Source organism: Pseudomonas sp. TE36184 (assembly GCF_054060055.1).
In genome coordinates this window covers 1800659-1825534 of the sequence record NZ_JBSSCU010000001.1, presented here as the reverse complement: position 1 = coordinate 1825534, position 24876 = coordinate 1800659, and the positions used below count along the sequence as shown (strand labels likewise).

Here is a 24876-nt window from a genome sequence, read left to right as displayed (position 1 = left end):
CTTGCAGGTCAGGGAGTGCCCGGCACATTCGGCCAAAGATCCGCCACTAGAAACAACCGCTCGGCTTCCTCCCACTCCTCGCCGTTCTGAACCAGTCGCACCAACAACTGAGCCGGTGCCATCGGTGCCAGGTCCGCCAGCCATTCCAGCATCTGTTCTTCGCTCCACACCGCTTCTGCCTGGTAATGCGCTGGCGCCAGCCACGCATGTCGGGGCAAGGGCTGCCAGCGGCCGGGCGCGCTGGCGCTGACAAAGTCCCGCCAATCACGCTGATGCAGCCAGCGCCCACGCAAATGCTGCGGGTGAGCGCCATAGGGCGGTTCAGCCTGGCCAGGCCAGGGGTAAAGCAAATAGCCGCCGAGCCACAAGTGGGCATCGAACTGCGCGATGCCCAGCGCGGCCAACACCTCGCGGCTCTCCGGTCGTGCCGAAATCGGCAACTGATGCTGGGCCAGGTGCGCCAGCTTGCGATCCAGCCGATCATGACAGCCCGGACCCAGCCACTGCGCGGTGTCCTGGCCATTGCCGTCCTGCGGGCCGAGGTAGAGTTTGATCGCCAGTTCCAGGTGATGCACGCCCTCGCGGTCGCGCAGCAGCATGTCCAGTTCGCCCAGGGTATGCCCGGCGCGGCGGATCGGCAGGTTGGCTGCCAGCAGTTCCACGCCCGGCGCATGCTGCACGGCGAACTGCCACAGGCGTTCATAGTAGAGGCCCAGGCGCCGGGTGCGCGCCAGGTTCAGCCAATGCTGCAGGGGGCTGCTGTCCTGGTCCAATTGCCGCAGCCAGTGTTCGAGACGGTCGGGCGCCTGTACCCAGTCGCTGCCGGCCAGCGGATGGCGTTGCGGCCACGGCGTTTGCGCGAGCATCGGCGGGGCGAGCATCACCCACGCAAGGTCGCGCACCTCGGGATGGCGCAGTTGGCGGGGCAGGTTGTGCAAGTCGGGGAACACGGTCATGGTCCGAGCATAGCCTTTTACACAGGGGAGGGTGGCTGAGAAGCGTTGTCATCAAGGCTTCACGGCGACAAAGGATTTTGCCTGACGCGGCCTTTCGCCCATAATCGTTCTTTTTTGCCACACCCCAATCCCGCAGGAGCCCCATGGAGCAATTTCGCAATATCGGCATTATCGGTCGCCTGGGCAGTACCCAGGTGTTGGACACCGTCCGCCGGCTGAAAAAGTTTCTGCTCGAGCGCCACCTGCATGTGATCCTCGAAGACACCATCGCCGAAATCCTCCCGGGCCATGGCCTGCAAACCTCGTCGCGCAAGATGCTCGGTGAAGTCTGTGACATGGTGATTGTGGTCGGCGGCGACGGCAGCCTGCTGGGCGCCGCACGGGCGCTCGCGCGGCATAACGTGCCGGTGCTGGGGATCAACCGTGGCAGCCTGGGGTTCCTGACCGATATTCGTCCCGATGAGCTGGAAGTCGAAGTGGCCAAGGTGCTCGACGGCCATTACCTGGTGGAGAACCGCTTCCTGCTGCAAGCTGAAGTGCGCCGCCACGGCGAAGCCATCGGTCAGGGCGACGCCCTCAACGATGTCGTGCTGCACCCCGGCAAATCCACGCGGATGATCGAATTCGAGCTGTATATCGACGGCCAATTCGTGTGCAGTCAAAAGGCCGATGGCCTGATCGTCGCCACGCCCACCGGCTCCACCGCTTATGCGCTGTCGGCGGGCGGCCCGATCATGCACCCCAAGCTCGACGCCATTGTGATCGTGCCGATGTACCCCCATATGTTGTCCAGCCGGCCGATTGTGGTCGATGGCAACAGTGAGCTGAAAATCGTGGTTTCCAAAGACATGCAGATTTACCCGCAAGTCTCCTGCGACGGGCAGAACCATTTCACCTGCGCCCCCGGTGACACCATCACCGTGAGTAAAAAGGCGCAGAAGCTGCGGCTGATCCACCCGCTGGACCACAATTACTATGAAGTGTGCCGCACCAAGTTGGGCTGGGGCAGCCGCTTGGGGGGTGGAGGCGACTGATGCTCGATCCCGCGCGTAGCTACGACCTGATTGGTGATGTGCATGGTTGCGCCCACACCCTTGAGCACCTGCTCGACCAGTTGGGCTACCACAAGCACGCTGGCACCTGGCGCCACCCGTCGCGCATGGCGGTGTTCCTCGGCGATATCATCGACCGTGGCCCGCGGATTCGCGAGGCGCTGCACATTGTCCACGACATGACCGAGGCCGGGCAGGCGCTGTGCATCATGGGCAACCACGAGTTCAACGCCCTGGGCTGGGCCACGCCCGCGCCACCGGGCAGCGGCAAGCAGTTCGTGCGCGAGCACACCCCGCGGCATGAGCGCTTGATCCACGAGACCCTGACCCAATTCGAGCATCACCCGGCCGATTGGCACGACTTCCTCGGCTGGTTCTATGACATGCCGCTGTTCGTCGACGCCGGGCGTTTCCGTGTGGTGCATGCGTGCTGGGATGACGGGTTTATCCAGCCGCTGCGCGCGACTTTTCCCGATGGCTGTATCGACCAGCATTTCCTGCAGGCCGCCGCCGTGCCGGGCAGCTTCGCCTGCAATGCCTTTGACCGCCTGTTGCGCGGCACCGACATGCGTCTGCCGGACGGTTTGACCCTGACCGGCGGCGACGGCCTGACACGCTCGTTCTTCCGCACCAAGTTCTGGGAAGAAGACCCGAAAACCTACGGCGACATCGTGTTCCAGCCCGACGCATTGCCGGAGCCCGTGGCGCGCACACCGTTGTCGTCTTCTGAAAAAAACTCCCTGCTGCGCTACGGCGTCGACGAGCCTGTGCTGTTCGTCGGGCATTACTGGCGCAGCGGCAAACCGGCGCCGATCCGTCCGAACCTGGCCTGCCTGGACTACAGCGCGGTGCTGTACGGCAAGCTGGTGGCGTACCGACTGGATCAGGAAACCCGCCTCGATCCGCATAAATTCGTATGGGTCGACGTTGAGCGCCCCGAGGTGATTACATGAGTGCCGTGCCCGTATTACGCTTGCCGCTGAGCGTCGACCTGGGCGGTTTCGTCAAACTGCTGCAACGCATGCAGGTGCCCCATCGCGTCAGTGAAGAAGCGGGCGAGCAGGTGTTGTGGGTGCCCGAGACCATCAGCGACGACGTGCGCGTCTTGTATCAACGTTTTCCGGCCGGCGATCCGGACCAGCAACTGGATATTCCGGAGCAGGCGGCGGTCACGCGCCCGGGGTTTGTTCAGCAAGTGCGCCATAGCCCGGTGACAGCGCTGGTGCTGCTGGCGAGCCTGATCGTCGGCGCGGTGACCTTGCTCGGTGAAAACCTGCAAGCGATGAGCTGGCTGACCTTCCTGCCGTTCCGGGTGATGGGTGAGTACATCCAGTTCACGCCGCTGGCCGACACCTTGGCCTCGGGCCAGTGGTGGCGGCTGGTCACGCCGATGCTGATCCACTTCGGCATCCTGCACCTGGCCATGAATGGCATGTGGTACTGGGAGCTGGGGCGGCGTATTGAAGCGCGCCAGGGCAGTATCAACCTGCTGGGGCTGACGCTGTTGTTCAGCCTGGCCTCCAATTTCGCTCAATACCTGTATGGCGGCGCCGGCCTGTTTGGTGGCTTGTCCGGCGTCTTGTATGGGCTGCTGGGGCATTGCTGGATCTATCAACTCATCTCGCCCAACCCGGCTTATCGCCTGCCCCGTGGGGTGCTGGTGATGATGCTGGTGTGGTTGGTGCTGTGCCTGTCGGGGCTGGTCTCGATGATCGGTTTCGGCGAAATCGCCAATGCCGCCCATGTCGGCGGCCTGGCCATCGGTTGCCTGACCGGCTTGTTGGGCGGTTTATACAGTCGTCGCAAATCCACTATTCGTTAAGGAAGAGCCTGAATGTCCTCTTTTGCTGAAATGATCGAAAACATCACCCCGGACATCTACCGGAGCCTCAAGCTCGCCGTGGAAATCGGCAAATGGTCTGATGGCCGCAAGCTCACCGCCGAGCAGCGGGAGCTGTCGCTGCAAGCGATGATCGCCTGGGAGATCCAGAACCTGCCGGAAGACCAGCGCACCGGCTACATGGGAACGCAGGAGTGTGAATCGAAGTCGACCACGGTGCCGAACATCCTGTTCAAGTCGGACGCGATCCATTGATTGAAATCGGTCGCGGTGCAGTCAGCAAAATGTCGGCGCAACTCGGTGAGCCGACCGTTCAATATGCGTTTCGTCTGGGCGATACCGAGGTGCCGGTCAACCCGTTGATCGGTACCCATGTGCGCCTGGAGTACCTGGGTGCGATCCATTGCAGCCATTGCGGCCGCAAGACCAAGACCAGCTTCAGCCAGGGTTATTGCTACCCGTGCATGACCAAGCTGGCTCAGTGCGACCTGTGCATCATGAGTCCCGAGCGTTGTCATTACGCCGCCGGCACCTGCCGTGATCCGGCGTGGGGCGAGCAGTTCTGCATGACCGACCATGTGGTCTACCTGGCCAATTCGTCGGGGATCAAGGTCGGCATCACCCGCGCCACCCAATTGCCCACGCGTTGGCTCGACCAGGGCGCCAGCCAGGCGCTGCCGATCGTGCGGGTGTCCACGCGCCAGCAGTCCGGTTTCGTCGAAGACCTGTTCCGCAGCCAGGTCGCCGACAAGACCAACTGGCGGGCCTTGCTCAAGGGCGATGCACAATCGGTTGACCTCAAGCAGGTGCGCGATGAGTTGTTCGCGTCTTGCGCCGAGGGCCTGGCGAGTTTGCAGGAACGCTTTGGCCTACAAGCCATCCAAACGATTGCCGACATTGAACCGATCGAAATCCGTTACCCGATCGAGCAGTATCCGACCAAGATCGTCAGCTTCAACCTGGACAAGAACCCGATTGCCGAAGGCACGCTGCTGGGGATCAAGGGCCAATACCTGATCTTCGACACCGGGGTCATCAATATTCGCAAGTACACGGCCTACCAGCTCGCCGTGCATCAGTAAAAGGATGCCACCCATGCGTACCGAACAACCGAAGATGATTTACCTGAAGGACTATCAGGCGCCGGACTACCTGATCGATGAGACGCACCTGACCTTCGAGTTGTTCGAGGACCACAGCCTGGTCCACGCGCAACTGGTGATGCGCCGTAACCCCGCACGTGGCGCCGGCTTGCCGCCGCTGGTGCTGGACGGTCAGCAGCTCGAACTGTTGAGCGTGAACCTGGCTGACCGGGAATTGACGGACGCTGACTACCAGTTGACCGACAGCCACCTGACCGTGCAGCCCACGAGTGAGACCTTCACCCTCGACACCAGCGTCAAGATCCACCCCGAAACCAACACGGCCCTCGAAGGCTTGTACAAGTCCGGCGGCATGTTCTGCACCCAGTGCGAGGCCGAAGGGTTCCGCAAGATCACTTACTACCTCGACCGTCCGGATGTGATGAGTACCTTCACCACCACCGTGATCGCCGAGCAACACAGCTACCCGGTGCTGCTGTCCAACGGCAACCCGATTGCCAGCGGTCCTGGCGAAGACGGCCGCCACTGGGCGACCTGGGAAGACCCGTTCAAGAAGCCGGCGTACCTGTTCGCGCTGGTGGCCGGTGATTTGTGGTGTGTCGAAGACCGCTTCACCACCATGACCAACCGTTCCGTGGCGCTGCGTATCTATGTCGAGCCGGAAAATATCGACAAGTGCCAGCACGCCATGACCAGCCTGAAAAAATCCATGCGCTGGGATGAAGAAACCTACGGCCGCGAGTACGACCTCGACATCTTCATGATCGTCGCGGTCAACGACTTCAACATGGGTGCCATGGAGAACAAGGGCCTCAACATCTTCAACTCCAGCGCCGTGCTGGCCCGCGCCGAAACCGCCACCGACGCCGCGCATCAGCGGGTCGAGGCTATCGTCGCGCATGAATACTTCCACAACTGGTCGGGCAACCGCGTGACCTGCCGCGACTGGTTCCAACTGTCGCTCAAGGAAGGCTTCACCGTGTTCCGCGACTCGGGCTTCTCTGCGGACATGAACTCAGCCACGGTCAAGCGCATTCAGGATGTGGCGTACCTGCGCACTCACCAGTTCGCCGAAGACGCCGGCCCCATGGCCCACGCCGTGCGCCCGGAAAGTTTTATCGAGATCTCCAACTTCTACACCCTGACCGTGTACGAAAAGGGCTCGGAAGTGGTCGGTATGATCCACACCTTGCTCGGCGCCGAAGGCTTCCGCAAAGGCAGCGACCTCTATTTCGAGCGTCATGACGGTCAGGCCGTGACCTGCGACGACTTCATCAAGGCCATGGAAGACGCCAACGGTGCCGACCTCAGCCAGTTCAAGCGCTGGTACAGCCAGGCCGGTACGCCGCGCTTGGCGGTGAGTGATTCCTACGATGCTGCGGCCAAAACCTACAGCCTGACTTTCCGCCAAAGCTGCCCGGAAACCCCGGACAAGGTGGAAAAGCTGCCGTTCGTGATTCCAGTGGCATTGGGCCTGCTGGACGGCAAGGGTGCTGCTGTCGCGTTGCGCCTGGCCGGTGAGGCAAGTGCTGCCGGCACGTCCCGCGTGATTTCGGTGACCGAGGCCGAGCAGACCTTTACCTTCGTCGATATCAACGAACAGCCGCTGCCTTCGCTGCTGCGCGGTTTCTCGGCGCCGGTGAAACTGAGCTTTGCGTACACCCGTGATCAGTTGATGTTCCTGATGCAGCACGACAGCGACGGGTTCAATCGCTGGGATGCCGGCCAGCAACTGTCGGTGCAGGTGTTGCAGGAGCTGATTGGCCAGTACCAGGCGGGTCAGCCGCTGAAGCTGGATCAGCGCCTGATCGACGCTCTGCGCACGGTATTGAGCGACGAAAGCCTGGACCAGGCGATGGTCGCCGAAATGCTCTCGTTGCCGGGTGAGGCCTACCTGACGGAAATCAGCGAAGTGGCCGACGTCGACGCCATTCATGCCGCCCGTGAATTCGCCCGCAAGCAACTGGCCGACCAGTTGTTCGACGGCTTGTGGCTGCGCTACCAGGCCAACCGCGAACTGTCCAAGCAAACCCCGTATGTAGCGGCTGCCGAGCACTTTGCCCGGCGTGCCTTGCAGAACATTGCGCTGTCGTACCTGATGCTCAGCGGCAAGCCGCAAGTGCTGGCGGCGACGTTGGACCAGTTCGACACCAGCGACAACATGACCGAACGCCTGACCGCGTTGGCGGTGTTGGTGAATTCGCCGTTCGAGGCGGAAAAAGCCAAGGCCTTGGCGGTGTTTGCCGAGAACTTCAAGGACAACCCGCTGGTCATGGACCAGTGGTTCAGCGTGCAGGCTGGCAGCGTGTTGCCGGGCGGGCTGGCGCGGGTCAAGGCGTTGATGGAGCATCCGGCGTTCACCATCAAGAACCCGAACAAAGTGCGTGCACTGGTGGGCGCGTTTGCCGGGCAGAACCTGATCAACTTCCACGCCGCGGACGGCTCGGGCTATCGTTTCCTGGCGGACCTGGTGATTCAGTTGAACGGCTTCAACCCGCAGATCGCCTCGCGCCAATTGGCGCCGTTGACCCGCTGGCGCAAATACGACAGCGCGCGGCAGGCGCTGATGAAGGCGGAACTGGAACGTATTCGAGCTTCCGGTGAGCTGTCGAGCGATGTGTTCGAGGTGGTCAGCAAGAGCCTTGCGTAAACCACGCAATTAAAAAAAACGGCCGACAGGCCGTTTTTTTTCGTCCCGGATAATCGGCGGCCGAGCGGCTGCTGACATTTTCTGACAGGGTGCTCTGATAAGCTGTGCCACTTTCTTTTTTTGATGGGCTCAACGTGTCGCGTACCACTCGTCTACTGACTTTGCTCCAGGCTCTGCGGGGCAAGAAGCGTCCGGTGACCGCTGCCGTACTGGCGGCGCAGTTGGAGGTGTCCGAGCGCACGCTGTATCGCGACATCGCCGAATTGACCGCGCTGGGCGCGCCTATTTTTGGCGAGGCCGGAGTTGGGTATGTGTTGCGCAGCGGGCTGTTTTTACCGCCCTTGATGCTCAATGCCGAGGAAACCGAAGCCATCGTGCTTGGTCTGCGCTATGTGGATCAGCGTGGCGACGATGTCTTGAGCCATGCCGCGGCCAACGCCTTGGCAAAAATTGCCGACGTGCTGGACCCCGCCGCCCAGGAAGCGTTACGCAACCCGACGCTGCTACCTGGCCCGCCAGGGTTTGGCTACCCGGAAAACCGCGTACCGCTCAATGTGTTTCGCGAAGCCATTCGCAACCAGGCCAAGCTGCACATCGATTACGCCGACGCGAGCCAGACCCAGAGCCAGCGGCTGATCTGGCCCCTGGCGCTGGGTTTTCTCAATGAGGTGCGGGTGATCGTGGCCTGGTGCGAACTGCGAGACGCGTATCGCACCTTTCGCACCGATCGCGTGGCTGCCGCTGAGTCCCGCGGCGAGCGCTATCCGGGGCGCCGCAGTGATTGGTTGCGGGGCTGGCGCAAGTTGATGGAGCAGCAGCATTCCTCGCCGTTCACTCCTGACAAAAACTGACACAGCCCTGGTTTAGCATGGCGTCATAAATCATCACAAAGGAGCTGTGCCATGTCCCACGCTGATCTGGCCCCGGCCATCGCCGCCTACATTGCGGCAACTAATGCCTGCGACACTTCGGCCGTCGCCCATTGTTTTGCTGACGACGCCAACGTGTTCGATGAGGGCGCGCATCAGGTCGGTACCGCCGCCATCGCACGTTGGATGGAAGACACCGCGCAGCGTTATCAGCCCAGGGTCGAAGTGCTCAACGTGCAGCATCGCACCGGCAAGGTATTGGTCAGCAATGTGGTTTCCGGCAACTTCCCCGGCAGCCCGCTGGAGCTGCGCTACACCTTTCGCTTGAACGAACAGGGCAAGATTTCACGGTTGGATATCTCCTTGTAAGTCATAATGGCGCGCATGACTTTCGACTCGCCGCTCGCCGCTTATCAATACGCCACCACCCAACTGGGCTTCGTCGCCGACGATGCCCAGCGCCGTGCGGTGGATGCCCTGCAGACCTGCCACCAAGCCTTGCACCAGGGGCGCTCGCCGATTCTCGGGGTTTACCTCTGGGGCCCGGTGGGTCGGGGTAAAACCTGGCTGATGGACCAGTTTTACCTGAGTCTGCGCGTGCCTGCGCGGCGCCAGCATTTCCATCACTTCATGGGTTGGGTACACCAGCGTTCGTTCCAGCTCACCGGCACCCATGACCCGTTGCAAGCGCTGGCCCGTGAGCTGGCCCAAGAGGTACGCGTGCTGTGTTTTGACGAGTTGTTCGTCAGTGACATCGGTGATGCAATTATCCTTGGCCGTTTGTTCCAGGTGATGTTCGAAGAAGGCGTGGTGATGGTCTGCACCTCCAATCAACCGCCCGAACAGCTCTACGCCGGTGGCTTCAATCGCGAGCGTTTCCTGCCGGGCATTGCGGCGATCAAGCAGCACATGCACGTGGTGGCGGTGGACGGTGGTGAAGACCATCGCTTGCACCCGGGTGTCGGTCTGCAACGTTATTGGGTCGATCAGCCGGATGCGCTGGCGGCGGTGTTCGAGCAATTGAGCGAGGGCCAAGCGGTGCGCCATGGCCCGATCAGTGTCGGTCATCGCTGCATCGTGGCGGTGCAGGCCAGCGACACGGTGTTGTGGTGCCGGTATGCCGACCTGTGCGAGCAACCTTTGGCAGCGATGGATTTCATGCTGCTGTGTGATCGTTTCAAGGCGATCCTGTTGGGTGAGGTCCCCAACCTGAGTGCACAAAAGCGACCGGGACGGATTGCCCGAGGCACCGAGGACGGTGTCCAGCGAGTAGCGGCCGGTGATCGCGAATTGCCCGAGTTGTCAGTACACGATGACAGCGTGCGGCGCTTTATCGCCCTGGTGGATGAATGCTACGACCGCAAGGTGCCGCTGTTCATCGAGGCTAAAGTGCCGTTGGAAAGCCTCTACACCGAAGGCTATCTGGAATTCCCTTTCCGACGAACCTTGAGTCGCTTGCAGGAAATGCAATTGCAGCGCTTTGGGGGGTAGGAAAAAGCCTGGTGCAAGTCCTATGGCTGCTTTTGATGTGGGTAACCTTCGCGCCTTCTGGCAGCTATTTGTAGTTAATCTCCTTCATCTGGCGCCTGCTCCACGCTTACAATCGTCCTCCTCAAAGGGAACTGATTCCCTTGTTTGTCGTTATCGAGGACGGAAATGGATACCCCTGAAATCCTGGTGCTGCAAGCCAGCTACACCAATCCTGTGCATGCCGAGGCCATTGCCCTGCTGCTCAATCATTACGCTGAAGACCCAATGGGGGGCGGCCACAGCCTGCCCTCCGACCTGTTGCAACAACTGCCGGCTGAACTGGCCAAGCGCCCGCATGCGTTCAGTGTCCTGGCATTCGTGGGCGGCGAGCCTGCGGGATTGGTCAATTGCTTTGAAGGGTTTTCCACCTTCGCCTGTCGTCCGTTGGTCAATGTCCACGATGTCGCCGTGATGAATCGGTTCCGGGGCCTGGGGCTGAGCCAGAAAATGCTGCAGAAGGTCGAGGAAATCGCCCGTCAGCGTGGCTGCTGCAAGATCACCCTGGAAGTGCTCGAGGGCAATGCTGTGGCGCAGTCGGCGTACCGCAAGTTCGGTTTTGACGACTCGGTATTTGATCCGGCCCATGGGCGTATGTTGTTCTGGAACAAACCACTGTAATAAGGCACAGGCAAAAAAAGGGCGCCATTGAATGGCGCCAAGTTAACCTTTGCCAACAGAGCGGATTGGCACAGGGTGATGCGAGTTAAATAAAAGTTAACTTAACTTTTAGGTTGTGCCTCGGTGCTGGATTGATCAGCTGTGTCGCGCTTTAAAGTTTTACCGTCAGCGGAGGCAGTTTGTTCATTGCTGCCGTGGAATTTCTGCTGCGTGAAGGTGAAGTTATTGTAGAACTCCTTCGAGCGCTCCGAGCCGCCTTCTGCAAAAGCCGCCGCGGAAGTCAGGGTCAGCAGGCCGGCAAGCATCAAAATCGAGGGTTTCATCAAGGTGTTCCCATTCAGTGTGGTCGGTATCCGCTCGGTCCTTGATCAGATTCATGGGGCGATTGTGCGGGCAGCTTATTAAGTGGGTATTAACGTGGGGAACTCCCGAAGTTAACAATGTTGTTAACTTCGGTGGAGGCTGGTTAGAGTTTCCAGTCGAGTGCCAAGGTTATCGAGCGCGGGTCGCCCCAGTACACGCCATTATAAAAGCCGACGCGTTCATAATATTTTTCATCGAATAGATTATTGACGTTAACCGAAGCCGAAACATGCTCGTCGAACTGGTAGCGCGACATCAGGTTGACCACGGTATAGGCCTGTTGGGTGATCTTGGTGGATTCGGTGAGCAGGTAACCCTCTTGGTCCCGGCCGCCGATCGGCCGCTCGGCGAAGTCGTAGAAGTCGCTCTGCCAGTTCACCGCGCCGCCCACCGTCAACCCGCGCCATTCGCCCGGTAAACGATAGGCTGTCGACACCTTCAGCATATTCATCGGCTGGCCGGTGTTGTTGCGTTGTTTGTCGCCGTTGAGCGAATGGGTGTAGGTGTAGCCCGCCGTGAGGTTCCAGTCCGGCATGACTTCGCCGGACACCTCCACTTCAAAGCCCTGCACCTTGTTGCTCTTGCCACCGGATTTGTAGAACTGCTCGCGGGTGATCGGGTCCGGCGGGGCCGCATTGTCGAGTTCGGCGACGTTATCCTGGGTGCTCCAGAAATACGCGGTGGCCAGGTTCAAACGTTCGTTGAGCAGGCTGCCCTTGAGGCCGATTTCGTAGTTACTGCCGACCACTGGTTCGAGGTACTGCTTGCTGGCGTTGCGCTCGTCCTGCGGGTTGAAGATGTCGGTGTAGCTGGCGTACACCGTGTATTCCGGCGTCAGGTCGTAGAGCAGGCCCGCGTAAGGTGTCCACATGTCTGTGTGGGTCTGGCTGGATTTGCTTGAGGCGGTCAATTGATTGTCGAGGTTGTACGTGGGCGAGGCGCTTTCGATTTCCCAGCTGCCATAGCGGCTGCCCAGTACCGCATGCAGCGTGTCGGTCAAGCTCAAGCGTGTGGCGAGGTAGCCGGCCTTTTGTTTTTTGCTGCTATGTTCGCCCTTGAGGCCGGTGGTGCGGTCGGGGAATTTGCCGATGCCGCCCATGTGCTTCCAGTCTTCGATGGTCTCGTAGCCTTGGGGCGTTGAAAAACGTTGGAAGGGTGACGTGTCGCGCTGCTCGGATTCGCCATAACCCAGCATCAACGCATGCTCGCGCCCCAACAGCGCGTAGGTGCCCGCCAGGTTGAAGTCGACCACATCCATTTTCGAGGTGCCGACCATCTGGTTGGTCCAGGCCGTCATGCCGCTGCCATCGGCATTCGGAAAACCGGCGCCGCCGTAATATACCTTGCCGTCGGTATCGCTTTGCCGATGGGTGTAGGCGGCTTTCAGGCGCCAGTCCGTCGCCAGTGTGTGATCGATGGAGGCGAAGGTGGTCTTGTCCTTCAGGGGCCAGGAGCTCCAGTCGGCCGCGAGGTTGGCCGAGCGCGACAGGCGGGCCTTGCTGCCGTCGCTGTTCCAGTAGGGCAGGGTGCCCCAGGAGCTGCCTTGCACGTGCTTGTTCTGGTAGTCGAAGCCGACGGCTACCACGGTGTCGTCCGTCAGGTCGGCCTCCAGAATGCCGTAGCCGACTTCCCGTTGCAGCGCGTAGTTGTCGCGAAAGGATTGGCTGTCACGGTAAGCCATCACCGTGCGCCCGCGCAGCCGTCCGTCAAAGGCCAGCGGGCCGCCCACATCCAGGTAGCTGTAGTAGTTGTCATGGCTGGCGCCGCTGACGCCGGTCTTGGCTTGCCATTGCGCGGTCGGGCGCTTGCGGATCATGTTGACGGTCGCCGAGGGGTCGCCGGCACCGGTTGTCAGGCCAGTGGCGCCGCGTACTACTTCGATACGGTCGTAGATGATGGTGTCCGAGTCGGACTTCATGCGCCCGAACGTATTGAGCATGCCGTCCACCTGGAAGTTATTGATCGAATAACCCCTGGAGGAATACCCGGGCCGGTCCGAATCCAGATGCTGGACCGTCACGCCGGTGGTCTGGCGCAAAGCGTCGGTCAGGGTATTGAGATTGAAATCGTCCATCTGTTGGCGGGTGACCACCGAAATGGATTGAGGCGTTTCCTTGATCGACAGGTTCAGCCGGGTGGCGGTACTCATCGAGCCGGTGGTATAGGCCCCGGTGTGCTCGGTATTGGCGCCCAGGCCTTCGGCGCTGATGTGGGTGCTGCCCAGCTCCAGCGCGGTGGCGGGTGTCTGTTCGGGGTCGGTTTCAGCCAGCAGTTCCGGGCTCAGCGCCAGGCTGAACAGGCCGAGGGTAACGGTCATGGAACGGGTAAAGGGCGCGAACATCGCGGAAGACTCCTTGTCGTCTTTGCGGCCTTCTCAGTATGAAAAGGCCTTGGCTCAAAGACGAAAGGAGGCGTGGAACTTTAGGTGTAAACGAGAATGATTGTTATCGTTCTGTTACAAGGCGGTATTTACTTGAGCACCACGTCGGCGTTTTCGGCCGTCTTCGGTTTGATCAGGCTAAAGTCGATCAGCGCTTTCTGCTGGCGCTCATAGGGGTTGCCGATCAACAACGGGCGCGGTTTGAAGCTGTCGCTGACCAGGCTTTTGCTGTGGTCCAGCTCATCGAAATTCAGGCCGGCCAAGTCGGCCCAGGTGTGGATCAGCTGCGAGCTGCTGTAGGGCCGTTGCAGGTCGCCGGCAAATTTCCAGTCGTGGGTTTCGCGCCATTTCGGTGAGGCGTAGGCCATGAACGGGATGGTGTACATCGGCGCCGTCGGCTTGCCTTCGTTGCGGCCCAGGGTGGTGTGGCCGGCGGAGTCGAATACGTCTTCACCGTGGTCCGACAGGTACAGCAGGAAACCGTTGGGGTCGGTCTTGGCGTAGTCCTTGATCAGGCTCGACACCACGAAGTCGTTGTACAGCACCGCGTTGTCGTAGCTGTTGTAGATCGGCAACTGGGCATCGGTGATAGCGTCCGGAACACCCTGGCGATCGGTGAACTTCTCGAAGGTTGGCGGATAGCGGTACTGGTAGCTCATGTGCGTGCCCAGCAGGTGGACCACGATGAGCTTGCGCTCGGCGGGGTCGGTCAGGGCCTTGGCGAAGGGCGCCAGCACGTCACCGTCGTATTGGCGGGCGTTCTGGTTGCGGTTGTTGTTCAGGTAGACCTGCTCGTCGGCCTGTTCGGAAAAGGTCGTGAGCATGGTGTTGCGCTTGGTCATGGTCTGCTGGTTGGTGATCCAGAAGGTCTTGTAACCGGCCTGTTTCATCACGCTGACAATCGACGGCGTCTTGAGGTACAGGTCCGGGTTCTCTTCGTCGGCGAAGGTCAGCACCTGTTGCAGCGCTTCAATGGTGTAGGGGCGCGGGGTGATGACGTTGTCGAACACGGCCAACTGGTCACGCAGCTTGTCCAGCTCCGGCGTGGTATTGCGCGGGTAGCCATAGAGGCTCATGCGTTGGCGGTTGGTGGACTCGCCGATCACCAGCACCAGGGTCGAAGGCTGGCCGGCCATGCTGTCCTTGAGGTTTTTCAACGGCGGGATCTGGCTGGCGCTGGTCAGCATGCCTTGCATGTTGTCCAGTTGCTCGGTGTAGCGGCGGTAGGCGACGATCATCTGCCACGGCACAGCCGGCTCGATGCGGGTTTCGAAGCGGTCGATGGCCAGTTCCATGGTTTCGCTCGTGGCGATCTGCTTGACCAACGGGTAGCCGACGACGGCCAGCACAATGGCTACCGCTGCCAGTATCGACTGGCCGCGCGGCAGGTAAACCGGGCGCAAGCGCGTCCACAGGAAGATGGCGAAGGCGGTGTGGGCAATGAATGCCAGCACGATCCACCAGGCGAAATATTGGGTGGCGTATTCGCCCGCTTCAGAAATGTTCGACTCGAACATGATGAAGATGACGCTCTGGGAGAATTCCTGCTGATAGATGAAGAAATAACCCAGGCTGGCCATGGAGCAAGCCCACAGCACCACTCCGATCAAGGCGGCCAGCAGGCGAGTACGGCGCGGGAATAACAACATCGGCGCCAACCACAGCGCACTCATGAAGAAGGCTTGGCGAAAGCCACTGAAACCGGAAGTGCCGGTCAGTTGAATCAGCAGTTGGGTAATACCCGAGAAGTACCAGAAGAACAGGAACAGCCAACCCAGGCCGGCCCAATCAAAACCTTTCGCAGACGTAGTGCTGCGTTTGAACATCGCCATCCAGCGCTCCAACCCGATAATTTTTCAGCTGACGCGCAGGGACGCACGCAGCAGAGGCCGCCCTTGTGTAAGGCGGCCCTTCGGGCGCGAGTATCGTGAAGGAGATGTGAAAACTTTGTGAGTTTTTTGTAGGAGTTACCTTACAAAACCGCTCAGCAGAGGGCGGGCTGTGTGCTGGAAGGCTGATCCAGCTGGCCTTGCAGGTGCGAGCGCAGGCGCAAGACTTCCTGTTGCAGTTGGTCGCGTTCGGCCTTCAATTGGCGCAACTCGTCGCGACGGATGCTGACGTAGAGGGTCTGTGGCGGGCGGGTCATCTGTGCTGTGCTCATTGCTTACCTCGCAAATAGCCGGTAGATCGCGGTGCCAGAACGCATGATTGGAGGTTCTGGGCATCAGTCGGAAGCAATTCTGAATTCTTTTATGTATCAAGGGAACTTTTTTATTTTTGGCGGTCGTGTGACTTTTGCGGCGGTAATGGTGAAATGCTGGCTACTTTTTCTCATGAAACTATACCGATCCGCTCTGAACTAACCCTCATTAGCCTCATTGCGCTATAAACTATGTCACACATTTTTTAGTAGTTAGGAGCATCAGCACATGCAACTGGGGATTATTGGACTAGGCCGCATGGGCGGTAACATTGCGCGGCGCCTGATGCTCAATGGGCATACCACCGTTGTTTACGACCGTAACGAAGCATTTGTCAAAGGCCTGAGCGAAGAGGGCGCCACCGGCGTTGCCGATTTGAAGGCGCTGGTCGCCGGGCTGCAGAAGCCCCGCGCTGTGTGGGTGATGTTGCCGGCAGGCGACCCCACCGAAAACACCATCAATGAACTGAGCGACCTGCTGGACCACGGTGACGTGATCATCGACGGCGGCAACACCAACTACAAGGACGACGTGCGTCGTGCCAAGGCCCTGTCGGAAAAAGGCCTGCACTACGTCGACGTCGGCACCTCGGGCGGCGTCTGGGGCCTGGAGCGTGGCTACTGCATGATGATCGGCGGCGACGCCGCGACCGTGCAGCGCCTTGATCCGATCTTCGCCAGCCTGGCGCCGGGCCTGGGTTCCATCCCGCGTACCAAGGACCGCTCGGCCGCCGCAGACCCCCGCGCCGAGCACGGTTACATTCATGCCGGCCCTGCAGGTTCGGGGCACTTCGTGAAGATGATTCACAACGGTATCGAGTACGGGATGATGCAGGCGTTTGCCGAAGGCTTTGACATCCTCAAGACCAAAAACTCGGAAAACCTCGCAGAAGACCAACGTTTCGACCTGAATGTTGCCGATATCGCCGAAGTCTGGCGTCGTGGCAGCGTGGTGTCGTCCTGGCTGCTGGACCTGACCGCCGACGCCCTGGCCACCGACCCGAAACTCGAGGGCTACTCCGGCTCGGTTGCCGACAGCGGCGAAGGCCGTTGGACCATCGAAGCCGCCATGGAACAAGCCGTGCCGGTGCCGGTGCTGTCCACGTCGTTGTTTGCGCGTTTCCGCTCGCGCCAGCAGAGCACCTACGGTGACAAGATGTTGTCTGCCATGCGCTTTGGCTTCGGTGGTCACGTGGAGACGTCCAAAAAATGACCGCCAACGGCAAGAAACCCAAGGCCGAACCCGCTCCTCCCACCACGCTGTTTCTGTTTGGTGCCCACGGCGACCTGGTCAAGCGCCTGCTTATGCCGGCGCTGTACAACCTGAGTCGTGACGGGCTGCTGGGCAATGGCTTGCGCATTGTCGGCGTTGATCACAACGCCATCAGCGATGCCGACTTTGCCAAGAAACTCGAGGACTTCATTCGCACCGAAGCCGCGAGCAAGGTCAAGGGCAATGCCGGCAACGCACTGGACCCACAGCTGTGGGCGCAGTTGGCCAAAGGTATCAGCTACGTCGAGGGTGATTTCCTCGACGACAGCACCTACGCGGACATCGCCGAAAAAATTGCCGACAGCGGCACCGGCAATGCGGTGTTCTACCTGGCCACCGCGCCGCGCTTCTTCAGTGACGTGGTGCAGCGCCTGGGCAGTGCCGGTTTGTTGACGGAGAGCGACGATCACTTCCGCCGCGTGGTGATCGAAAAGCCGTTCGGTTCCGACCTGGCCACCGCCGAAGCCTTGAACGCCTGTTTGCTCAAGGTGATGAGCGAGAAGCAGATCTATCGCATCGACCATTACCTGGGCAAGGAAACGGTACAGAACATCCTGATCAGCCGCTTCTCCAACGTGCTGTTCGAGGCGTTCTGGAACAACCATTACATCGACCACGTACAGATCACCGCCGCCGAAACCGTCGGCGTGGAAACCCGGGGCAATTTCTTCGAAAAAACCGGCACCCTGCGTGACATGGTGCCCAATCACCTGTTCCAGCTGCTGGCAATGGTCGCCATGGAACCGCCAGCGGCGTTTGGCGCCGACGCTGTGAGGGGTGAAAAGGCCAAGGTGATCGGTGCCGTGCGCCCCTGGTCCGCAGAGGATGCGCGGGCCAATTCGGTGCGTGGCCAGTACAGCGCCGGAGAGATTGGTGGCAAGCCGGTTCCCGGTTATCGCGACGAAGCCAACGTCGCGCCCGACAGCAGCACCGAAACGTTTGTCGCCCTGAAAGTGATGATCGACAACTGGCGCTGGGTGGGTGTGCCGTTCTACCTGCGCACCGGCAAACGCATGAGCATTCGCGATACCGAGATCGTGATCTGCTTCAAGCCGGCGCCTTATGCGCAGTTCCGCGACACCGAAGTGAATGAGCTGCGGCCCACGTTCCTCAAGATCCAGATCCAGCCCAACGAAGGCATGTGGTTCGACCTGCTGGCGAAAAGGCCTGGGCCGACCTTGGACATGGCCAACATTGAGTTGGGGTTTGCCTACGAAGACTTCTTCGAAATGCAGCCGTCGACGGGTTACGAAACCTTGATCTACGACTGCATGACCGGCGACCAGACCCTGTTCCAGCGCGCCGACAACATCGAAAACGGCTGGCGTGCGGTGCAGCCGTTTCTCGATGCGTGGAAGGAAGACGACGGGATCCAGGCCTACAAGGCCGGTGAAGATGGTCCGGCGGCGGCCGATGCGTTGCTGGCCCGCGATGGCCGTGCCTGGCACTCGCTCGGATGAGTGATACTGCGAAGCATCCCATCCGGTTTGTGTTGAGTGATATGGACGGCACTTTGTTGCGCCCGGATCACACCCCGACCCAACGCACCCTTTCAACGGTTCGCGCCTTGCGTGAAGCCGGCGTGTTATTCAGCCTGGCCAGCGGGCGTCCGCCCAAGGCCATGATGCACATGGTCGAAGCGTTTGGCATCGACGTGCCGGTGGCGGGCTTCAATGGCGGCACACTGGTCAACCCTGACGGCAGCGTGCTGGTCGCGCACCGGCTGCCGGCGGAGGCGGCGCTGGTGGCATTGGCGCTGTTTTCCGGCGAGCCGGACGTGGAAGTCTGGCTGTTTGCCGATGGTGAATGGCTGCGGCGCGATCCGCCCGGGCCCATGGTGGCGGTTGAAACCGCTGGCCTGGGTTATGGGCCGCTGGTGGTGGAGAGTTTTGAACCGTACCTGGATCGGGTCGACAAGATCGTCGCCGCCAGTCGCAACACGCAATTATTGATGGAGCTGGAAGCGCAATTGCAGCCCAAGGTGCAGGGCTTGGCCCAGGTCTCGCGTTCGCAACCGATCTACCTGGATGTGACCGCCATGAAAGCCAACAAAGGCGAGGCCTTGAAAGCCTTGGCCGCGCACCTCGGAGTGCCGTTGGCACAGACCGCAGTGATCGGCGATGGTGGCAACGACCCGGCAATGTTTCATGTGGCCGGATTGTCGATTGCCATGGGGCAGGCTGAAGAGCCCGTCAAGCGCCAGGCCGATGTGGTCACCGGCAGCAATCTCGAGGACGGTGCGGCGCAAGCGATCGAGAGGTTTATTCTCAAGGTGCCACACAAAGTGTTCGATACGCCAAGTTAGACCATCGGCGTTTAATACTGAACTTGCGAGCCCTGTCTTTTACAACACAGTGCTCGCAAGTTGCAGTTTCGGATTACTTCGGCATGGCCCAGGACTGCAACTGGTAGCCATCTTTATCGAGCTCGGCGCGCGCCTGCAACAACAAATCTTCCAGTTGTGCCGGGTCGGTATACGCGCTCGACGACAGTTGTTTAGTGCCGATGCGGGTATTGGTGCGGTCGATGACGCTCAGGCTGAGGGCACCGTTGCCATCGTGCCAGGCCACGCACTGGAAGGGTTGGAAAGCACGGTCTGCGATCAAAAGAGCTTCGTTGATGCGGAGCGGGGCGTTCATGTGGGTCTTCTCTCTAAATGCCCAATCAAGTGAGTGCCGTCGGCTGGGCTGACCGTGCGGCGAGTTACTTGTACTGATGCGCGATGGCGGGGTACGGGTCACATGTTAGAGCAACAATTTTCAACTTTCCGTGATTGGCGTCATGTAAGCGGCTGTTTTGAAAGCTGAATACGCGATTCGGCAGGTACAACTTTTTTGCTGGGATGTGACGGTCGAGTGGCTTTTTGCCAAGACATATAGCAAAACGATACAAGGCAACTGTCAAGATTTTGATACTGTAACTCCCGGGCGTCACAAACCTTTGTTTATAAATAACTTTAGCAATTCTGGCGCCAAGGAATAGTCATGATTGTTACACCTGTGCAGCGCCGCTTGCTCGTGGTCGACCCCTGTGATGACTGCTATGAGTTGTTACCGGGTTTGCGGGCGGCGGGGTGGGAGGTGGACAGTTGTACGTTGGCGGCCGTGGGGGAGCGATCCTGCGATGTCGGCTTGCTGCGCTTGCAGCCGTATCACCTGGAGCGGCCCGAAGCCGTCAAGGAACTGATCAGCCGCAGCGGCACCGAGTGGATCGCGGTGCTCACCCAAGAAGTGTTGCGCTTGCAGAACGTCGGCGATTTTGTCTGCGAATGGTTTTTTGACTTCCATACCTTGCCGTTCGATGTGTCCAGGGTGCAGGTCACCCTCGGCCGCGCCTTTGGCATGGCACGGCTGCGGGGCAAGGGCTACACCGCGGTGGACGAGCCCGAACATGAACTGCTGGGCGACAGCCGACCGATCCGCGAGCTGCGCAAGTTATTGTCCAAATTGGCGCCCACCGAGTCCCCGGTCCTGATCCGCGGCGACAGCGGCACCGGCAAAGAGCTGGTGGCCAAAACCCTGCACCGCCAATCCCAGCGCCATGCCAAGCCGTTTGTCGCGATCAACTGCGGCGCGATCCCGGAGCACCTGATCCAATCCGAACTGTTTGGCCACGAAAAGGGCGCGTTTACCGGCGCCCACCAGCGTAAGGTCGGGCGGATCGAAGCGGCCAATGGCGGCACGTTGTTTCTTGATGAGATCGGCGATTTGCCGATGGAGCTGCAGGCCAACCTGCTGCGATTCCTGCAGGAGAAACAGATCGAACGCGTCGGCGGCAGCCAGCCGATCCCGGTGGATGTGCGGGTGCTGGCGGCGACCCACGTCGACCTGGAAGCCGCTGTGGCGAAGGGTACGTTTCGTGAAGACTTGTATTACCGTTTGAATGTGTTGCAAGTGGTCACGGCGCCGTTGCGCGAGCGCCACGGTGACGTCGCCATGCTGGCCAACCACTTTGCGCGCTTCTACAGCCAGGAAACCGGGCGCCGCCCCCGCAGCTTCAGCGAAGACGCCCTGGTGGCCATGGGGCACCACCCTTGGCCGGGCAATGTGCGTGAGCTGGCCAACCGCGTGCGCCGAGGCCTGGTGCTGGCCGAAGGGCGGCAAATCGAAGCCGTTGATCTGGGTTTGCAGAGTCAGCAGGCAATTTCGTCGCCGATGGCTACACTGGAAGACTATAAACACCGCGCCGAACGCCAGGCGCTGTGCGATGTGCTCAACCGGCACAGCGACAACCTGAGTGTCGCGGCCCGTGTGCTGGGGATTTCCCGGCCGACGTTCTACCGGTTGTTGCACAAACACCAGATCCGCTAGGGCGGGTAAACCGAAAAGCCCCGCAACGACCCTTATCGTTGCGGGGCTTTTCCCTGTGCGCGGTTTAGAAGTAGTACGGAAATTTCAGGCTGAAGGTGAAGTCCGGCGCATCATCCGTCATGCCAATGGCCAGGTTCGGCACGATCGTCAGGTTATCCGACGCCGCGATGGTCATGCCCACGTTGAAGTAACCGGCGTTGGCGTCGCTGGAGACCACCGATTGCCAATCCCCGCCGTCTGGCTTGAGCTTGCTCTTGCGTTGGACCAGGTCGGAAACCGAGAACGACATACTCATCTTCTCGTTGAGGGCGAAGGCGACACCGACGCCGAACTGGAAGCTGTCACCCAGGCGGACTTTGCCGCCGACCTTCTGATTCACGTCACTGCTGATATCGTCAAACGAGTCCTCGAAGTTATGGGTATAGGAGAGCGAGCCAAACAACACCGCCGGGTCGAACGTCTTGACCAGGGAAATGCCCGGCGTGACCGACCAGACGCCATTGCCGGTGGGCAGGCTTTCCGGTACGTAGAGGTTGTCGTTGGTGGTTTGCTTGACCAGTTTGATGCCAAATGGCTCTTTACCCGTTGGCGCCTTGACCCGCACCGACACGACTGCATCCGGCAAGTTGGCGGTTTCGTCGAGGAACTTGTAAGCGACACCGAAGTTGACATCGCCGATGGTCGGGTCGCGGGTCACTGACGCTTCCGACGTGGCCTGGGCATTGTTGCCGGCACCGCCGGATTGGTAGGTGGACTCGCGGTAGACCACTGGCACGTTGACGTCGAATTGCCAGCGGTTATCGACGTTGTAGCGTCCGGTCAGGTCCAGCGTCCAGTTATCCGCCTTGATTCGGTCAAGGTTGATATTACCCAGGAAAATCGAGTCCAGAGCGAGGAAACCGTTGACGGTCAACTGACGGGCGTCGTAGCGCGCATAAGTTATGCCGGTTTCGAAGCTGAATTTGCCGTTGCCGAAGAAGCCGCTGGCTTCGTTGTAAAGGTTGCTGACGCTTTGCGCAGGCGCCGAGTCATCCTTAAGCGACTGCCCATAGGAACTGCCGCCGCCACCCGCTCCCCCGGAGGCAGCTGCCGCGCCTGTACCTGCGACGGTGGTCCCACCTTTTTTGAAGTCCGACGGGGATTTTGCCAGACGTTTGGGTGCTGGAGTCGCCGGCTGGTCTTCGACCTGGCGCACCCGTTGTTCCAGCACCGCCAGGGCCTTTTGCTGCACGTCGTAACGCTGTTTGAGTTCCAAGAGTTCTTGTTTGAGCGTCTCGATATCGGCGTCCGGCGCGGCATACAACATGGACGCAGGTAAGAGCGTACTTAAACAAACAACCGCACGTAATGATAGCGATCGATGCATGAAATAAGCCGTCCTTTTTTAATGCGTAAAGTGTCGAGGCTCAGCGTAGTTCAATATCCGAGAGTGCGTAGGCCTTTGAGTTGGTCAAGATTGCAGTTCAGCGCGCCATTGTTCAGGCTGTTGCCCATGACAATGTTGAGCTGGGTCATATTGTTGACAAAATTCGTGTTGCCGGTAAGCACCGTACCTTGCAGTACATTGCCAGCACCGATCTGTTGAAGGCTGTTGCCCTGGTTGTTATTGGCCTGAATGGCCATTTGCAAGCCACCGTTCCTGGCCGAAACGGCAACATCGCCTGCCGCACTGCTGCCGGTGACCACGCCTCCGGCGACCAGCACCTGGCCTGATTGCACCAGGTTGCCCGGTGCGAGGCCGTTTTCGGTGACGTTGATGCCGACATTGTTGTAAGCGGTGTTGCCATCGCCGGCCGCACGCACGCTTTGGGTCACGCCTTGGCCGCTGCCCAGGCCCGCGCCGCCGACTACCGAACCGGTGCCTGTGGTCTGGTTGGTGCCCGTGCCTTTGACGCCGACGGTCTGTACGTAAAACTGCGGGGTGATGGTCGTCTTGTCGATCTGCATGCTGGCTTTGCCGGTGATCGAGTCACCCACCGAGTTGGTCCAGGTGCTGCTCATGACGATGCCGAAGCTGATGATCCGCCCCGGCATCACATAACGACCACGCAACTCGGCCATTTCCGAGTCTTTCAGTTCGATAGGCTTGAACCCCGATGAAGCATAAGCGGGCATTGAGGCTGCCAGACACAAGACCGTCAGCCAACGGGAAGTGTTCATCTCTCGCTCCTGGAGCTTCCTGCCCCTAATGGCGCTTCTTAGAAGAAGTCGCTTTGGATAAAACCGAAGTCCATCAGCTCGGCATCGCCCACGGGTCTGAATTCATTCAGTTTGTTCTTGGCACTGAGAGGGGTAGGCGGGTCAAGCAGGACATTGGCCTTGTCATAACCTTCGCCCAACACCGCAAATACGATGCCATTCCAACCCTTGACGAAATCGTCGCGCGAATAGCGTTTGTGGCCCAGCACCGGGTCGCCGATGTATACCCAGTCCTTGTCTGCGCGTTGCATCACCACGAAGTGCTTGTAGCCGCGGATTTCCAGCAGCACCACCACAGGGATCTTCACGGTCACCAGAGTGTCTGGTGCGATCTTGTAGCCCCGGGCACGCATGCCGATGCTTTCGAGATAGCGCTTCATGTCCAGCATGGAAAAACCCTGGGTGCGTACCAGGTTCTGGTCGGCGTTGACCAGCATGCCTTTGATGATGTGTTCTTCGTCGACGTCCAGCCAGTAGGCTTGACGCAGGATGGTGGCAAGTGCCGCAGCACCGCAGCTGAAATCGGTTTTCTGTTCCACCAGGTTGGCGAACCGACGCTCACGGATACTCTCGACCTTTTTATAGATGACTGCACCGCCGGGCATGGCGGAGATCGCCATCGTGCCTGCCCATGTTGGGCCGGTGAGCAACATCAGGAGGGTGAGGGTCGCGAGGCGCATGATCGAATGACCTGTTGGACACTGGAATAAAAAAGGGCCTTGTTGCCAAGGCCCCGTTGGATCAGAAGCGAACGCCGCTGGCGCAGCTGCTGCAACCCTGACCGATGGACAGGCTGTTGCTGCTTTGGTTGCCCAAGCCCGACTGCAGGTTTACGCCTACGTTGCCGGAGTTGCTGTTAACCGAGTTGTCGAGGCTCGAGTTGTTGGACACATACTGAGGTTTGCCGCCATAGCCATGGCCATAACCGTGGCTGGTAGCCGCAGTGTTCAGGTAGCTGTTGCCGAGCGAGTTTTGCTCGGTGTTGGCCGCTGCCGCGATATTTTTGCCGTCAGCGGTAGTGATTGCCATGTTGTTTTTACCCTGGTTGCCTTGACCGGCCTGGCCGTTGTAACCCAGGTTGCCAGAGTTGCTGTTAAGCGAGTTGTCCAGGGAGGCGTTGTTTTGCGTGCCTTTGTTGGAGTAGGTGTTCAGCAAGCTGTTTTGATTGACATCGACCACGGCGAATACCGACGCGAAGTCGCCTTTGGCGCTGGAGATGGCAGCAGAGTTGTCTGCTTGGTTGCCACTGCCAGCCTGGACGTTGACCCCAGTGTTACCACTGTTGCTGTTTACCGAGCCATCGGCCGAAGCGTTGTTTTCGGTTTTGGTGTCGTCGAACTTGTTGCCAGCGCTATTTTGTACGTCTGTCACAACAGCGGCCACAACCCCGGTAGGTTGAGGGGCCGGATGCCAGCCACCACCATTTGCTTGTGCAGCAGCAGCCATCAGCGCGGCCAGAGCGAAAACCATTGGTTTCAGAGCCATTTGAGGTTTCATGGTGTTTCTCCTTGCTTCTAATTTAGTTGGTTAAGT

24 protein-coding genes are annotated in these 24876 nt (G+C 59.9%); 14 read left to right on the top strand and 10 right to left on the bottom strand.

Annotated elements, in window-relative coordinates:
• Positions 1-8: 8 nt before the first annotated feature.
• On the bottom strand, positions 9-956 hold the full coding sequence (locus tag ACVWZP_RS08010) for a DUF1853 family protein (protein ID WP_079443633.1): 948 nt from the start codon (positions 954-956) through the stop codon (positions 9-11).
• Positions 957-1099: 143 nt separating this feature from the next.
• Here ACVWZP_RS08010 and ACVWZP_RS08005 point away from each other — a divergent pair, with 143 nt between their 5' ends.
• The 10 genes from ACVWZP_RS08005 (at position 1100) to ACVWZP_RS07960 (ending at position 10618) form a co-directional block, all read left to right on the top strand.
• Positions 1100-1990, top strand: coding sequence for an NAD(+) kinase (locus tag ACVWZP_RS08005; RefSeq protein ID WP_003217892.1), 891 nt, complete (start codon positions 1100-1102; stop codon positions 1988-1990).
• On the top strand, positions 1990-2961 hold the full coding sequence (locus ACVWZP_RS08000; RefSeq protein WP_128192518.1) for a metallophosphoesterase: 972 nt from the start codon (positions 1990-1992) through the stop codon (positions 2959-2961). Before ACVWZP_RS08005 ends, ACVWZP_RS08000 begins: the two co-directional genes overlap by 1 nt.
• On the top strand, positions 2958-3830 hold the full coding sequence (locus ACVWZP_RS07995; protein ID WP_102618179.1) for a rhomboid family intramembrane serine protease: 873 nt from the start codon (positions 2958-2960) through the stop codon (positions 3828-3830). The genes ACVWZP_RS08000 and ACVWZP_RS07995 overlap by 4 nt, the downstream gene beginning before the upstream one ends.
• A 12-nt stretch (positions 3831-3842) precedes the next feature.
• Positions 3843-4103, top strand: coding sequence for a YeaC family protein (locus ACVWZP_RS07990; RefSeq protein WP_017848373.1), 261 nt, complete (start codon positions 3843-3845; stop codon positions 4101-4103).
• On the top strand, positions 4100-4930 hold the full coding sequence (locus ACVWZP_RS07985) for a DUF2797 domain-containing protein (RefSeq protein WP_017848374.1): 831 nt from the start codon (positions 4100-4102) through the stop codon (positions 4928-4930). The genes ACVWZP_RS07990 and ACVWZP_RS07985 overlap by 4 nt, the downstream gene beginning before the upstream one ends.
• 13 nt (positions 4931-4943) lie before the next feature.
• Positions 4944-7601, top strand: a complete 2658-nt coding sequence (gene pepN / locus ACVWZP_RS07980; RefSeq protein WP_057005227.1) for an aminopeptidase N — start codon at positions 4944-4946, stop codon at positions 7599-7601.
• Between the two features lie 134 nt (positions 7602-7735).
• The gene (locus tag ACVWZP_RS07975) at positions 7736-8452 is read left to right on the top strand and encodes a helix-turn-helix transcriptional regulator (RefSeq protein ID WP_026140198.1); all 717 of its coding nucleotides are present in this window, start codon (positions 7736-7738) and stop codon (positions 8450-8452) included.
• A 51-nt stretch (positions 8453-8503) separates the two neighbouring features.
• The gene (locus tag ACVWZP_RS07970; RefSeq protein WP_017848377.1) at positions 8504-8839 is read left to right on the top strand and encodes a nuclear transport factor 2 family protein; all 336 of its coding nucleotides are present in this window, start codon (positions 8504-8506) and stop codon (positions 8837-8839) included.
• 15 nt (positions 8840-8854) lie between these two features.
• Positions 8855-9961: a cell division protein ZapE gene (gene zapE / locus ACVWZP_RS07965; RefSeq protein WP_046385257.1), complete on the top strand. Its 1107-nt coding sequence runs from the start codon at positions 8855-8857 to the stop codon at positions 9959-9961.
• 165 nt (positions 9962-10126) lie between these two features.
• Positions 10127-10618 (top strand): GNAT family N-acetyltransferase, encoded by a 492-nt coding sequence (locus ACVWZP_RS07960; RefSeq protein ID WP_201022176.1) that lies wholly within the window; start codon positions 10127-10129, stop codon positions 10616-10618.
• A 101-nt stretch (positions 10619-10719) separates the two neighbouring features.
• Here the strand turns inward: ACVWZP_RS07960 and ACVWZP_RS07955 are convergent, their stop codons facing one another.
• The 4 genes from ACVWZP_RS07955 to ACVWZP_RS07940 form a co-directional block, all read right to left on the bottom strand.
• Positions 10720-10941: a hypothetical protein gene (locus tag ACVWZP_RS07955; protein ID WP_017848380.1), complete on the bottom strand. Its 222-nt coding sequence runs from the start codon at positions 10939-10941 to the stop codon at positions 10720-10722.
• Positions 10942-11084: 143 nt separating this feature from the next.
• Positions 11085-13322, bottom strand: coding sequence for a TonB-dependent siderophore receptor (locus tag ACVWZP_RS07950; RefSeq protein ID WP_457369636.1), 2238 nt, complete (start codon positions 13320-13322; stop codon positions 11085-11087).
• 128 nt (positions 13323-13450) lie between these two features.
• Positions 13451-15193, bottom strand: coding sequence for a phosphoethanolamine transferase CptA (locus ACVWZP_RS07945; protein ID WP_079443636.1), 1743 nt, complete (start codon positions 15191-15193; stop codon positions 13451-13453).
• Positions 15194-15345: 152 nt separating this feature from the next.
• A complete protein-coding gene (locus ACVWZP_RS07940) occupies positions 15346-15522 on the bottom strand; it encodes a DUF6026 family protein (RefSeq protein ID WP_155678519.1) in 177 nt (58 codons plus the stop codon).
• A gap of 268 nt (positions 15523-15790) precedes the next feature.
• Between ACVWZP_RS07940 and gnd the strand changes: the two genes are divergently transcribed.
• Genes gnd through ACVWZP_RS07925 form a run of 3 tightly spaced genes read left to right on the top strand, consistent with a single transcriptional unit; the run spans position 15791 to position 19139 of the window.
• Positions 15791-16774: a phosphogluconate dehydrogenase (NAD(+)-dependent, decarboxylating) gene (gene gnd, locus ACVWZP_RS07935; RefSeq protein ID WP_017848384.1), complete on the top strand. Its 984-nt coding sequence runs from the start codon at positions 15791-15793 to the stop codon at positions 16772-16774.
• Positions 16771-18294 carry a glucose-6-phosphate dehydrogenase gene (gene zwf, locus ACVWZP_RS07930; protein ID WP_177029614.1) on the top strand — a complete coding sequence of 508 codons (1524 nt, stop codon included), beginning with the start codon at positions 16771-16773 and terminating at the stop codon, positions 18292-18294. The genes gnd and zwf overlap by 4 nt, the downstream gene beginning before the upstream one ends.
• On the top strand, positions 18291-19139 hold the full coding sequence (locus ACVWZP_RS07925) for a Cof-type HAD-IIB family hydrolase (RefSeq protein ID WP_057005230.1): 849 nt from the start codon (positions 18291-18293) through the stop codon (positions 19137-19139). The genes zwf and ACVWZP_RS07925 overlap by 4 nt, the downstream gene beginning before the upstream one ends.
• 73 nt (positions 19140-19212) lie before the next feature.
• Here the strand turns inward: ACVWZP_RS07925 and ACVWZP_RS07920 are convergent, their stop codons facing one another.
• The gene (locus ACVWZP_RS07920) at positions 19213-19473 is read right to left on the bottom strand and encodes a hypothetical protein (protein ID WP_017848387.1); all 261 of its coding nucleotides are present in this window, start codon (positions 19471-19473) and stop codon (positions 19213-19215) included.
• Positions 19474-19818: 345 nt separating this feature from the next.
• Between ACVWZP_RS07920 and ACVWZP_RS07915 the strand changes: the two genes are divergently transcribed.
• The gene (locus tag ACVWZP_RS07915) at positions 19819-21144 is read left to right on the top strand and encodes a sigma-54 dependent transcriptional regulator (RefSeq protein WP_046383162.1); all 1326 of its coding nucleotides are present in this window, start codon (positions 19819-19821) and stop codon (positions 21142-21144) included.
• A 64-nt stretch (positions 21145-21208) separates the two neighbouring features.
• On the opposite strand, the gene ACVWZP_RS07910 is transcribed toward ACVWZP_RS07915, so the two are convergent.
• The 4 genes from ACVWZP_RS07910 to ACVWZP_RS07895 form a co-directional block, all read right to left on the bottom strand.
• A complete protein-coding gene (locus ACVWZP_RS07910) occupies positions 21209-22510 on the bottom strand; it encodes a hypothetical protein (RefSeq protein ID WP_026140201.1) in 1302 nt (433 codons plus the stop codon).
• A 50-nt stretch (positions 22511-22560) separates the two neighbouring features.
• A complete protein-coding gene (locus ACVWZP_RS07905) occupies positions 22561-23304 on the bottom strand; it encodes a hypothetical protein (protein ID WP_104903050.1) in 744 nt (247 codons plus the stop codon).
• A gap of 38 nt (positions 23305-23342) precedes the next feature.
• A complete protein-coding gene (locus ACVWZP_RS07900; RefSeq protein WP_017848391.1) occupies positions 23343-24023 on the bottom strand; it encodes a C39 family peptidase in 681 nt (226 codons plus the stop codon).
• A gap of 61 nt (positions 24024-24084) precedes the next feature.
• Positions 24085-24840 carry a hypothetical protein gene (locus ACVWZP_RS07895; protein WP_079443639.1) on the bottom strand — a complete coding sequence of 252 codons (756 nt, stop codon included), beginning with the start codon at positions 24838-24840 and terminating at the stop codon, positions 24085-24087.
• Between the last annotated feature and the right edge of the window lie 36 nt (positions 24841-24876).

Coding starts and splice junctions, on each gene's coding strand:
- ACVWZP_RS07970 (WP_017848377.1), top strand. CDS start 8,504: ATGTCCCACGCTGATCTGGCCCCGGCCATCGCCGCCTACATTGCGGCA.
- ACVWZP_RS07895 (WP_079443639.1), bottom strand. CDS start 24,840: ATGAAACCTCAAATGGCTCTGAAACCAATGGTTTTCGCTCTGGCCGCG.
- ACVWZP_RS07920 (WP_017848387.1), bottom strand. CDS start 19,473: ATGAACGCCCCGCTCCGCATCAACGAAGCTCTTTTGATCGCAGACCGT.
- ACVWZP_RS08010 (WP_079443633.1), bottom strand. CDS start 956: ATGACCGTGTTCCCCGACTTGCACAACCTGCCCCGCCAACTGCGCCAT.
- ACVWZP_RS07940 (WP_155678519.1), bottom strand. CDS start 15,522: ATGAGCACAGCACAGATGACCCGCCCGCCACAGACCCTCTACGTCAGC.
- ACVWZP_RS07915 (WP_046383162.1), top strand. CDS start 19,819: ATGATTGTTACACCTGTGCAGCGCCGCTTGCTCGTGGTCGACCCCTGT.
- ACVWZP_RS07925 (WP_057005230.1), top strand. CDS start 18,291: ATGAGTGATACTGCGAAGCATCCCATCCGGTTTGTGTTGAGTGATATG.
- ACVWZP_RS07905 (WP_104903050.1), bottom strand. CDS start 23,304: ATGAACACTTCCCGTTGGCTGACGGTCTTGTGTCTGGCAGCCTCAATG.
- zwf (WP_177029614.1), top strand. CDS start 16,771: ATGACCGCCAACGGCAAGAAACCCAAGGCCGAACCCGCTCCTCCCACC.
- pepN (WP_057005227.1), top strand. CDS start 4,944: ATGCGTACCGAACAACCGAAGATGATTTACCTGAAGGACTATCAGGCG.
- ACVWZP_RS07910 (WP_026140201.1), bottom strand. CDS start 22,510: ATGCATCGATCGCTATCATTACGTGCGGTTGTTTGTTTAAGTACGCTC.
- ACVWZP_RS07900 (WP_017848391.1), bottom strand. CDS start 24,023: ATGCGCCTCGCGACCCTCACCCTCCTGATGTTGCTCACCGGCCCAACA.
- ACVWZP_RS07955 (WP_017848380.1), bottom strand. CDS start 10,941: ATGAAACCCTCGATTTTGATGCTTGCCGGCCTGCTGACCCTGACTTCC.
- ACVWZP_RS07950 (WP_457369636.1), bottom strand. CDS start 13,322: ATGTTCGCGCCCTTTACCCGTTCCATGACCGTTACCCTCGGCCTGTTC.
- zapE (WP_046385257.1), top strand. CDS start 8,855: ATGACTTTCGACTCGCCGCTCGCCGCTTATCAATACGCCACCACCCAA.
- ACVWZP_RS07990 (WP_017848373.1), top strand. CDS start 3,843: ATGTCCTCTTTTGCTGAAATGATCGAAAACATCACCCCGGACATCTAC.
- ACVWZP_RS07995 (WP_102618179.1), top strand. CDS start 2,958: ATGAGTGCCGTGCCCGTATTACGCTTGCCGCTGAGCGTCGACCTGGGC.
- ACVWZP_RS07960 (WP_201022176.1), top strand. CDS start 10,127: ATGGATACCCCTGAAATCCTGGTGCTGCAAGCCAGCTACACCAATCCT.
- ACVWZP_RS08000 (WP_128192518.1), top strand. CDS start 1,990: ATGCTCGATCCCGCGCGTAGCTACGACCTGATTGGTGATGTGCATGGT.
- ACVWZP_RS08005 (WP_003217892.1), top strand. CDS start 1,100: ATGGAGCAATTTCGCAATATCGGCATTATCGGTCGCCTGGGCAGTACC.
- gnd (WP_017848384.1), top strand. CDS start 15,791: ATGCAACTGGGGATTATTGGACTAGGCCGCATGGGCGGTAACATTGCG.
- ACVWZP_RS07945 (WP_079443636.1), bottom strand. CDS start 15,193: ATGGCGATGTTCAAACGCAGCACTACGTCTGCGAAAGGTTTTGATTGG.